Annotated in this window: 4 protein-coding genes; 3 read left to right on the top strand and 1 reads right to left on the bottom strand. The window is 59.8% G+C overall.

Features of this window, described 5'->3' with window-relative positions:
- Positions 1-14: 14 nt before the first annotated feature.
- Positions 15-1,301 carry an ATP-binding protein gene (locus tag CVS27_RS17820; protein WP_103467203.1) on the bottom strand — a complete coding sequence of 429 codons (1,287 nt, stop codon included), beginning with the start codon at positions 1,299-1,301 and terminating at the stop codon, positions 15-17.
- Positions 1,302-1,470: 169 nt separating this feature from the next.
- Between CVS27_RS17820 and CVS27_RS17825 the strand changes: the two genes are divergently transcribed.
- The 3 genes from CVS27_RS17825 to CVS27_RS17850 all read left to right on the top strand — a co-directional run.
- Positions 1,471-2,103, top strand: a complete 633-nt coding sequence (locus CVS27_RS17825) for a malonic semialdehyde reductase (RefSeq protein WP_103467204.1) — start codon at positions 1,471-1,473, stop codon at positions 2,101-2,103.
- Between the two features lie 324 nt (positions 2,104-2,427).
- Complete coding sequence (locus CVS27_RS21085; RefSeq protein ID WP_243400265.1) at positions 2,428-6,942, top strand: family 20 glycosylhydrolase; 4,515 nt, start codon at positions 2,428-2,430, stop codon at positions 6,940-6,942.
- 269 nt (positions 6,943-7,211) lie between these two features.
- The coding region (locus CVS27_RS17850) for a discoidin domain-containing protein (protein ID WP_165788345.1) at positions 7,212-11,083 on the top strand (3,872 nt) is incomplete at its 3' end.

Raw genomic sequence — 11,083 nt, forward strand, 5'->3', positions numbered from 1 at the left:
CTGACCTCAGCGGACTAGGTGCGGGCCAGCGCGGCGATGTCCTCCAGGAAATCGGCCGCCACAGCATCACTGACGGTGGCTTTGGTCTCGGCAATGGTGTCCAGGTAGTCGGCTGTCACGGGACCACGGCGCTCGGCGGGCGCAACGCCGTCGAACACGGCCTTTTCCAAGGCACGCTGCGACGCGCTGCGGGCGGCAAACTCAATATCCGCCGGTGAGAAGCCAACGCTGGCGCTTACCAAAGCGGCCACATCAATGTGTTCCACCAGGTGCCCGGGAATGAAACGGTTCCACATGGCTGCTCGGGCTTGGGCGTCGGGCAGCCCAATGGGGATGACGTAGTCAAAGCGTCCGTGGCGTAGAAATGCCGAATCCAGGGAGCGGATGAAGTTCGTGGCGCACACCAGCAACCGGCCTGGCTGGTCCCGGAACGCTGGGATGATCTTCAGCAGCTCGTTGGTGACACCCTGCATGGGCGACGGCGGCTCCCCCGAACGCTGCGAGGCAATCTCCTCGACCTCGTCAATGAAGACCACGGCATGCTCCAACTCGGCGATCTCCAAGAACGTCTGGCGCAAGGCACCGGCCAAACCGTCCGGGGAACCTGCTAGCCGGGATGGGAAGACTTCCACAAAGGGCCATTCCAGGCGTGAGGCGATGGCCTTGGCGAAAGTGGTTTTACCTGTTCCGGGAGGACCAAAAAGCACCACAGCCCGCGGCGGCACCACACCAAACTCCTCAGCCAGCTCCGACTCCGCTAGCGGAAGCACCAGGCGGCGTTCCAGCAGCTCCTTTTCATCCACCATGCCGGCTACACGGTCCCAGAGGTCACGGGGCAACAGCCTGCCACCCAATTCCTCCAAGGCGCCACGCTCGGCCCGTTGGACGGGGATGCGCCGTTCAAAATAGCGCAGGTTCTTTTTCACCACGAATCCCCTGTTACTAAAGGCTTCCACCCGGGTTTCCGTTTCAGGCATGAGGGCTGAGAGCTTGTTCAAGCCATGGGCGGTCATGCGATTCTCAACCGCAGCCAGCAGCAAGGTGCCAATGCCGCGGCCACGAAAAACAGGCAACGTGGCCAGGAAAACTATCCAGCCCTGATCGTGGGCGGCCCGCCCCACGGCCGCACCAATAATTTGCTCACCCTGGACGGCCACCACTGCATGGTCCTTTTCACAGGATGCCAACACCTCTGAAAGGTCGTAGACGGGGTCCACACCGTTCTCGCGCAGCGACTGCCACAACTGAAGAATGCCTTCAACATCTTGTGAATGAAAATCACGAATAGTCCATGCCGTCATGTAACTGCCGCTCCTTTGCGTTAGCCAATGCCGCCATCATGGCACAGTGCTTGGTCCGCACGGAAACCGTCAGCGTATCTAAAGTCACAGGCACGTTGGAAACAATCCTGGCCTCTCCGGCGCTGTAGACCCCAGAGAACATTCCTCACCGCTAAGAAAGCTGGACCCCATGAGCATCGACATCGCATCAGAACCGGACCTGAACAACCAACTCATCCTTGACGCGGACGCGGCAGCAGCACTCTTCATGGAGGCCCGCACAGCCAATAGCTGGTCAGATGAAAAAGTCAGCGACGAAACTCTTCAGGCCATCTACGCACTGACCAAGATGGGACCCACCGCCTTCAACGGCCAGCCTCTGCGCATTACTTGGGTCCGTTCATCCGAGGCCCGTGAGCGTTTGGTTGAGCACATGATGGACGGCAACAAAGCCAAGACCCTCACGGCACCCATGGTGGCCGTGCTGAGCTTCTCGCAGGAATGGCACGCCCTCATGCCTACAACGGCACCGCACATGGCTGACATGCTGATGCCAATGTTCGAGGCCAATGTTGAATCCCGCATTGCCGCAGGCAACAACAACGCGCATGTCCAGGCTGGCTATTTCATCCTTGCAGCCCGCGCTGCAGGTTTGGCTGTTGGCCCCATGACAGGCTTCAACCCCTCCGGTGTGGATGCCGAATTCAACGGTGACTCGAACTTCAAGTCCTTCATGGTGGTCAACATGGGCAAGCCCAGCGGTGACGTCGATCGCGATCGCCTCCACCGCCTGGATTTTGACCTCGCCACCGTAACCTTGTAAAAATTTCTTTCAGTCTTTCGGGACAATTTTGACTAAATTACCCACTAGCGCGCTGTCCTCGTTTTTTACGGGTGACAGCGCGTTTTTTGGTGCACCAGCCCGGAACTGCGGGACGGGCAACAAATACGAGCAAGAACCATCTAGCGCTTTTTCAAGCTTCGCCACTCCTTGGCACCCCAAACGCGTGCGGAACCGGCATCCCGCCTGCCGGGCCGCGACCCCAACCTGGAATTAACACTCTTCCCAAGGAATTTTGATATGGATAACATGAAGTTTGTGTGACCTGTATCTCTCATTTCAGCAAAGGATGAACACGTGCATTCCATGTGGAAAAAGACATTAGCAATGGCGGTGGTGACCCCTGCGATGCTGCTAACGATGGCGGCCCCGCCGGTGGTTGCAGCCCCTGGTGACCCCGTTTCGGCGAACCTAGCCCTGGCCTCTGCCGGCGGCACTGTAACCTCGTCCGGCGACGAGTCGGCCAGCAGCAACGGCACCGACTTCGCCACCGACGGCAGCGCCAGCACCCGCTGGTCGTCCAATCACGCCGACAATGCGCAGTTGACGGTCAAGCTGGCAAAGCCCACTCTCATTGAAAAAGTAGTCATTAAGTGGGAAGCGGCTTGTGCCGCCAAGTACAAGCTGCAGGTCTCCAATGACGGCGTCACCTTCATTGACGCCACGGACGTCATTTCCCGCGCGAATTGTGATCCGGCAACTCTAGACACTCAGACGGTCAAGACTGCCCTGGCCACCACCAAGTACCAGTACGTTCGCATGCAGGGCGTGGAACGCACACCCATCGGCGGCACCAAGTGGGGCATCTCCCTCTTCGAAATGGAAGTTTGGGGCATCCCGGCAGCAGCAGGGAAAAACGTAGCCTTGGCATCCGCCGGCGCCACCGTGACCGCATCGGGGCAAGAAGTTGCCAACCAGTGGGGCCCCGCACTGGTCATCGACGGCGACACCGACGCATCCAAGCCCAATGCACAGCAGTCCCGCTGGTCCTCCAACACCGCCGATAATGCCCAGATCACGGTAAAGCTGGCAGCGCCGACGGTTATTGACCACGTCAGCATCGTGTGGGAGGCCGCCTGCGCCAAGACGTACAAGCTGCAGGTATCCACGGACGGCATCGCCTTTACCGACGCCACCGACGTCATCACCCCCACCTGCGCCACGCGCGACACCCAAAAGCTCAAGGCAGCAGTGGCCGCAACACCGTACCAGTATGTACGCATGCAGGGCATTGAGCGCACGCCCATCGGTGGCACCAAGTACGGCATGTCCATGTGGGAATTCCAGGTTTGGGACGGCGAGGAAGCGGTCACGGCAGCTCCCGCCGAGGGCATCAATTTGATCCCCCTTCCCGTCAATATGGAGGCCCCCACAGAGGCTCCCTTTAAGCTTGCCGCTGGCTCACGAATTGTGGCCAACAACGCTGAGACCAAAAAGACGGCCAACTACCTGGCAGATATCTTCCGCACCTCTACCGGCCTGGCCTTGCCGGTAGCCGATGGCAGCACGGGCGACGCCGACGACATTGTGTTGGTCCAGACCCCCGGGGTAATCCCCAACCTGGAAACTCAGATGCAGGCCGAGGCCTACACCCTCAGTGTTGACGCGCTAACGGGCGCAAAGGTCACGTCCCCCACCAGCGACGGTGTTTTCAACGGTATCCAAACCCTGCGCCAGCTGTTCCCGGCTTTTATCGAATCCAAGCAGAAGGTCTTCGCCGACTGGAACGCACCGGCCGTGGAAATATCCGACGCGCCTCGTTTCGACAAGCGTGGCATGATGCTCGACGTCGCCCGCGACTTCAAGCGCCCCGATGAGGTCAAGAACATCATCGATTCCCTGGCTGCCTACAAGATCTCCACCTTGCACATGCACCTGGCAGACGATCAGGGCTGGCGCATCCAGATCACCAACGACGGCAAGAAGGCCGGCGACACGATTGACTACGGTCTACTGACTGACATCTCCGGCAAGACGGCCGTGACCAAGAACCTCAGCTTCCAGGACGAACTGGGTCACACCGGCTTCTACACCCAGGATGAGTACAAGGACCTCGTGGCCTACGCGGCCTCCCGCCATATTGAGATCATCCCGGAAATCGATGTCCCGGGCCACACCTCGGCCATCCTGCACGCCATCCCGCAGCTGAACACCGCCGGCACCAAGCCCGGGGTTGACGAGTGGGGCGTTGTGCCCGCCGACGGCACAGGCAATGTGGGCGGCTCCACCCTCGACGTCGCCTCACCCGTGACCTGGACGTTCCTTGAACACGTGTTCGGCCAGATCGCCGGCATGACCACCACCAGCGACTACGTCCACATCGGTGGCGACGAATCCCACGTGACAGGCCACGACAACTACGTTGAGTTCATCACCAAGACGATTAAGATCATCCACGATCTGGGCAAGAAGCCGATCGGCTGGAACGAGTCGGCCATTGGTGGGCTCCAGCCAGGAGACGGCATCCAGTACTGGACCGGCGGCACCGCCGACACGCTTGACGCCATCAAGAACAAGGGTGCCAAGTTGATGGTGTCCAACGGCTCCACCTCCTACATCGACATGAAGTACAACTCCAAGACACCCATCGGGTTGACCTGGGCCGGCACCGGCGATTTCCCGAAGTACTACAACTGGGATCCGGCGGCCACCATCAAGGATGGGGCCAACAACCTCCCTGATTCCAGCATTCTCGGTGTGGAAGCAGCCCAGTGGGCCGAGACCATCCGCGGCGGCAAGCAGGCAGAATTCCTGGCCTTCCCGCGCGTCGTATCCTTTGCTGAGATTGGCTGGACACCGCAGGCCAAGCGAAATGTGACTGATTTCAAGGTGCGCATGTCCTCCATGGGCCAGCGCCTGCTAGCCACTGGCACCAACTTCTATGACGGCAATGAAGCCAAGTGGCGTTCCTCCATCGCCGGTTTGCCCATTGCTGTTGCACCGGGCAAGAGCCTGAACCTCAACGTTGGGCAGTTTGCAGCCCCCGGCACCAAGGCCTCGGCCGATGGTTCCACCATTTCCGTGGACATTGTTGACGACGCCGACGGCGTCAGCGCCTCGAGCATCATCGGCAACCTTGGCGTCACGGTTAACTGGGGCGACGGCAGCGCCACCACCCCTGCCGCGTTTGTGGCCAAGGAGGCACGCCACTCACTCGCTGCAGGAAGCATCTACACCCTGAAGGGCACGCATAACTACGCAACAGCTGGCACCTACACGGGAACCTTGACGGCTTCCAACGGCAGCACCGCCAAGTTCACAGTGGCAGTTGCCGCTGGTACGGCTGATCCGGCCGGGCCCGCAGTGTGGGACTCCTCACAGACCCCCACTTTGAGCACCGTCGACACACCCGTCAAGGCCGGCTACCGCGCGCAGACCACGCTGACAGGCTTTGAGCCCGGCAAGTACGTGGTTTTGACGCTCGACGGCGGTCGCGTGGGCTCAGTTTTGCCTGACTCAACAGGCAAGCTGACCTTCCAGTTGCCTGTGTACCCTAGCGTCTACAGCGGAACTTTCACGCTCACGGCAACCCAGGGTGCTCGGACGGCAACTGACAGCATCACCGTCAATTCAATGGTGGTTCCCATGGAAAACAAGATCCCGCAAGCCGGGATCGGCATTCAGTCTGTAACATCGCAGGAAACTGTCAGCGAGACTGCTCCCAGTGGACCTGCAACGGCTCTTCTGGATGGCAAGCTGGATTCGTTCTGGCATACCAAGTACTCCGGCGGAACAGACAACTTCCCGCATTCGGTGGTGTTCAATCTCGGCAAGAGCTACAACGTCACATCGTTTGAATACACGCAGCGTCAGTCCAACTCCAACGGCAAGATCAAGGACTACGAACTCTTTGTCTCCGACAGCCCCACCGAGTTCGGCACCAAGGTTGCCTCAGGTTCACTCCTGGACCTGAGCCGCCCCCAGGTGATTGCTATTGCAGGCGGAAAGGCTGGCCGGTACGTCAAGCTGGTTGCCTTGAACTCAATCGCAGGCAACGCCTTTGCCGGTGGCGCCGAGGTCAACATTGGCGGCAAAGTTCCCGGAACCGTTGAACCCACGGTTGCACCGACCGTTGCGCCCACTGTAGCTCCCACAGTTGCACCCACCGTGGCACCGACCGTGGCACCCACCGTGGCGCCCACCGTGGCGCCCACCGTGGCGCCCACCGTGGCGCCCACAGTTGCACCGACCGTGGCACCCACGGTTGCACCGACCGTTGCACCCACCGTGGCGCCCACAGTTGCACCCACAGTTGCACCGACCGTGGCGCCCACTGTAGCTCCCACAGTTGCACCGACCGTGGCGCCCACTGTAGCTCCCACAGTTGCCCCCACAACGGCGCCGACAACTCCGGCCGCCGGCGAACCCTCAGTATCCCTGAGCAACGCATCCGTGGCCGCAGGCGGGAAGCTGACCGTGATGGGCAGCAACTTCAAACCCGGCACCACGGCCACCTTTACGCTGCACTCGGACCCCGTTGTCCTGGGCACGGCAGTGGTGGCAGCCAACGGAACTGTTTCACTGACGGCCACATTGCCGGCAACAGTTCCCGCTGGCGTCCACAGCGTGATTATTACAGGTACCGGTGTCAACGGTGAAGCCGCCGAAGTCAGCATCAAGCTGACCGTGGCTGCAGCCGCAAGCACCGCACCGACCACCAAGGCTGCTGGCAGCACCTCCGCCGCTGCCAACCCCGGTGGTGATGGTCTGGCCAGCACCGGAGCAGGAACCACACCGTTCCTGCTCGGTGGCTTGATGCTGCTGCTGGCAGGAGCCGTAGCCATTATCAGCCGCCGCAAGCGGAATTCCTCCCACGCCTAGCGGTTGAAGATGAAGTAACTAGGCATAAAAAAATAGCAACGAAATAAAGGGCGGGCTTGTCAGTGTTTCCACTGACAAGCCCGCCCTTTTCCTCTTTGACATATTTTCGCTTGACTTGTTTTCACCATCAGGAAGGCATGTTAACTACTTAGCTCGTAATCTCCCAACAGAACCGCCGAATAGTTTCAGATTTCTCTTCCAAAAACTGCTTGATATGGATAACATCAGCGCAGGACAGTTATTCTCGCATGCTCAATTTAAGGAATTTCATGGGATCGTATTGGAAGAAGACTTTGGCAACGTTGGTGGTTGCGCCAGCGTTGTTGCTGGCCCTCACCGCTCCACCTGCCTTGGCCGCACCCGGAGATCCTGGCCTTGTCAACGTCGCCCTGGCAAGCTACGGCACCATCGCCACCAGCTCGGGGCTCGAGGTGGCCGGCTCCAACACCGAGGATTTGGCCATTGACGGCGATGTCAACACGCGGTGGTCTTCCAACAAGGCTGACGATGCCCAGCTCACCTTGAAGCTGGCCCAGCCAGCGCTCATCAGCCATATGGTCATCAATTGGAAACCCGTCTGTGCGAAAAAGTACACGCTGCAGGTTTCTACTGACAATGCACTGTGGACAAATGCCACCCCCGAGATTACTCCTGTGTGCGGGTCCACTGACACACAAGTCCCAACACTGTTGGATCCAGCAGCGAAGTACCAATACGTGCGCATGCAAGCCAACGGCCGCACCGCAATTGCTGGCGTATTTTACGGCGTCTCCCTCTCGGAATTCCAAGTATGGTCCACACCACCAGTTGTGCCAGTTCTGGAAAACAAGATTCCCCAGTCCAGCATCAGCATCCAATCTGCCAGCTCCCAGGAACTCACAAGCGAGACGGCACCCAATGGTCCCGCAGTCGCCTTGCTGGATGGCAATCCGGCAACCCACTGGCACAGTAAATACTCGGCCCCGGCTGCTTCCTACCCGCACAACGTTGTGTTCAATTTGGGCCAAAGCTACGCTGTTTCGGGTTTCCAGTTAACCCAACGGACATTCAACAGCGGAAGAATCAAGAACTATGAAGTTTACGTCTCAGATAATCTGGCGAACTTTGGGACAGCCGTCACGACAGGCGTATTAGGCAATACAGCAATACCTCAAATTCTTGCCATTACTGGAGGAAAGGTGGGACGCTACGTCAAATTCGTTGGGCTCACACCCATTACGGCGGGCCAGGCATTTGCCAGCGGCGCTGAAGTAAATATTGCCGGTGCGCTGCCACCAGCTTTGGCCGCAGCCGAAGAAACCGTCCAGGCCGGCAGTGATCTGGCCATTACGCTGACAAACTTCCCCGCGGACACAAATGTGGCCATTGCCGCCGGCGGCAGCACCCTGAAGACGGTTGCAACCACAGCCACCGGTGGAACAAACTTCAATCTCACCATTCCTGCCGACACCTCCGCAGGACTGGTGACCATCACCGCAACGGCCGGTACCGTTGTGGCAAGTAAAGCCGTCACAGTCACAGCCGCCCCGAGTCTGAGCATCTCAGCGCCGTCTGTTCAAGCTGGAAGCAGCGCAACGGCGACTGTGAACCGCTTCCCCGCAGCGACCGCCGTCGAAATTCGACTGGGCAGCTCCGTGCTGGCCACCATCACCACCGATGCCGCCGGGGCCGGCAGTGCTTCCATAACCATCCCCACCGGGACGGCTGCGAACAACTACACGTTGAGCGCAACGGCGGGGAGCAAGACGGCAACAACCACCTTGGGCGTCACACCGGCGCCGGCCCTGACGTTCGCGAACGGAAATGTGGTTCAAGCAGGCAGTGCGCTCAACGCAACGGTTACAAGTTTCCCTGCCGGAGCGACGGTACAGTTCACCCTGAATTCCTCCGCCACAGTCTTGGGAACACTTGTTGCCGATATCAGCGGCGCTGCCTCGGGAAATATCACCATCCCCAGTGATACCACAGCAGGAAACCACAACCTTGTGGCAACGGCTGGCGCAACAACCGCGACCAAACAGATCTCAGTCACGGCAGCACCAGTTGTCTCCAATGCCGTGAACCTTTCGTTGGCCTCGCTGGGCGCAACGGTCACATACTCGGGAAATGAAACAACCACCTCGAATCTGGCCGGCTCAGTCATTGACGGCAACACCACCACCCGATGGTCCTCAAATGGCGCAGACAACGCATGGGTCGCCGTCAAGCTCCGCCGCCCCACTAACATTGAAAAGGTCGTCATCAAATGGGAAGCAGCCTGTGCTGCCAAATACAAGCTGCAAGTGTCAACAGACGGCATTAACTACGTTGACGCCACGGCTGAGATCGCACCCACGTGCGGCACCACTGACACCCGAACCATCAAGCCGGAGCTCGCCGGAAACTCCTACCAATTCATCAAGATGCAGGGCATAGACAGAACCCCCATTGGCGGACAAAAGTGGGGAATTTCCCTCTTTGAACTCGAAGTTTGGGGAGCACCCAACGACCTCGTATCACTCGTGCCCCAAAGCCAGATCAGCATTGCGGCCGTCAGTTCCCAAGAAATGACAGGTGAAACCGCACCCAGCGGCTTGGCAACGGCCATGCTTGATGGAAACCCGGCCACGTTCTGGCACACCAAATACACTGGCGGCGTTGCCGCATACCCGCATCAGGTCACCTTTGACCTGCACAACTACTACTCCGTCGCCGGATTCGAGTTCACCCAACGCAACAACGCAGGCACCCGCATCAAAGGCTACGAACTTTACGTCTCCAATGATCTGAACAATTTTGGCACCCCAGTGGCAACGGGCGAGCTTTTGAGTATCCTCCCTGTGCAGCTCATCGACCTGCCCAGTGGCAAGGTGGGCCGCTACGTCAAACTCGTGGGGCTTTCCTCCTACGCGGGAACGGCCTTTGGCTCTGGCGCCGAAGTCAACATCCGCGGAACTCTGGCACCCCACCTTGAAGCAAGCACCAACTCGGTGCAAGCTGGTGACCAATTCACCGCCTCCGTGGTGAACTTCCCCGCAGCCACTCCAGTAAGCATCACGTGGGCTGGCGCAGCGCTTGGCACCATCACCACTGCCGCCGACGGATCCGGCTCCAAGGCGTTCATCATCCCTGCCAGCACTGTTGCAGGAACACAGGCTCTCGCAGCGACAGCCGGAAGCCTGATCGTTACGACACCGTTGACGGTCACCGCTGCCCCGGCTGTTTCCGTCCCCGGCCCCGTTCAGGCGGGCAGCGACGTCACGGTAAACGTGGCGAACTACCCGGCCACCACAGCCGTGGAAATCAGGCTCGGCACCACACTGCTCGGCACGATCACCACAGCAGCCGACGGCTCAGGTTCCAAGGCATTCACCATCGCCACCAACACCGCACCCGGCAGCCTGACCATCACAGCAACGGCCGGCACCAAAACCGCCACAACCCCGCTGACAGTCACCCCCGCCCCAGCAGTCACCACCGCTGGCACGGTCCAGGCAGGCAGCCCCGTCACGGTGAACCTGGCCAACTATCCGGCCACCACAGCCGTGGAGATCAAGCTCGGCACCACAGTGCTCGGCTCGATCACCACAGCAGCCGACGGCACAGGAACCAAGGCATTCGCCATCGCCGCTGGCACCACACCCGGCAGCCTCACCATCACGGCAACCGCCGGCACCAAAACCGCCAGCACCCCGCTGACAGTCACCCCGGCACCAGCAGTCACCACCACAGCCGGCACGGTCCAGGCGGGCAGTGACGTCACGGTAAACGTGGCGAACTACCCGGCCACCACAGCCGTGGAAATCAGGCTCGGCACCACAGTGCTCGGTTCGATCACCACAGCAGCCGACGGCACAGGAACCAAGGCATTCACCATCCCGTCGTTATTGACTGCGGACGACTACACAATTATTGCCAGCGCCGGAACCAAGACAGCCTCGGTCACGGTGAGGGTCACCTCGGCGCCAGCTGTCACCACTTCTGCATCAACCGTTCAGGCTGGATCATCAACTGATGTATCCATCGCGAACTACCCGGCCACCACGGCCGTGGAGATCAAGCTTGGCACCACAGTGCTCGGCTCCATCACCACAGCAGCCGACGGCACAGGAACCAAGGCATTCACCATCGCCGCTGGCACCACACCAGGGAACCTGAGCAT

It is taken from the genome of Arthrobacter glacialis (assembly GCF_002909445.1).
GTDB lineage: Bacteria > Actinomycetota > Actinomycetes > Actinomycetales > Micrococcaceae > Specibacter > Specibacter glacialis.

What these genes read in the sequence shown, in the direction of transcription:
- CVS27_RS17820 (WP_103467203.1), bottom strand. Translation starts at nt 1,301, where the DNA reads ATGACGGCATGGACTATTCGTGATTTTCATTCACAAGATGTTGAAGGC.
- CVS27_RS21085 (WP_243400265.1), top strand. Translation starts at nt 2,428, where the DNA reads ATGTGGAAAAAGACATTAGCAATGGCGGTGGTGACCCCTGCGATGCTG.
- CVS27_RS17825 (WP_103467204.1), top strand. Translation starts at nt 1,471, where the DNA reads ATGAGCATCGACATCGCATCAGAACCGGACCTGAACAACCAACTCATC.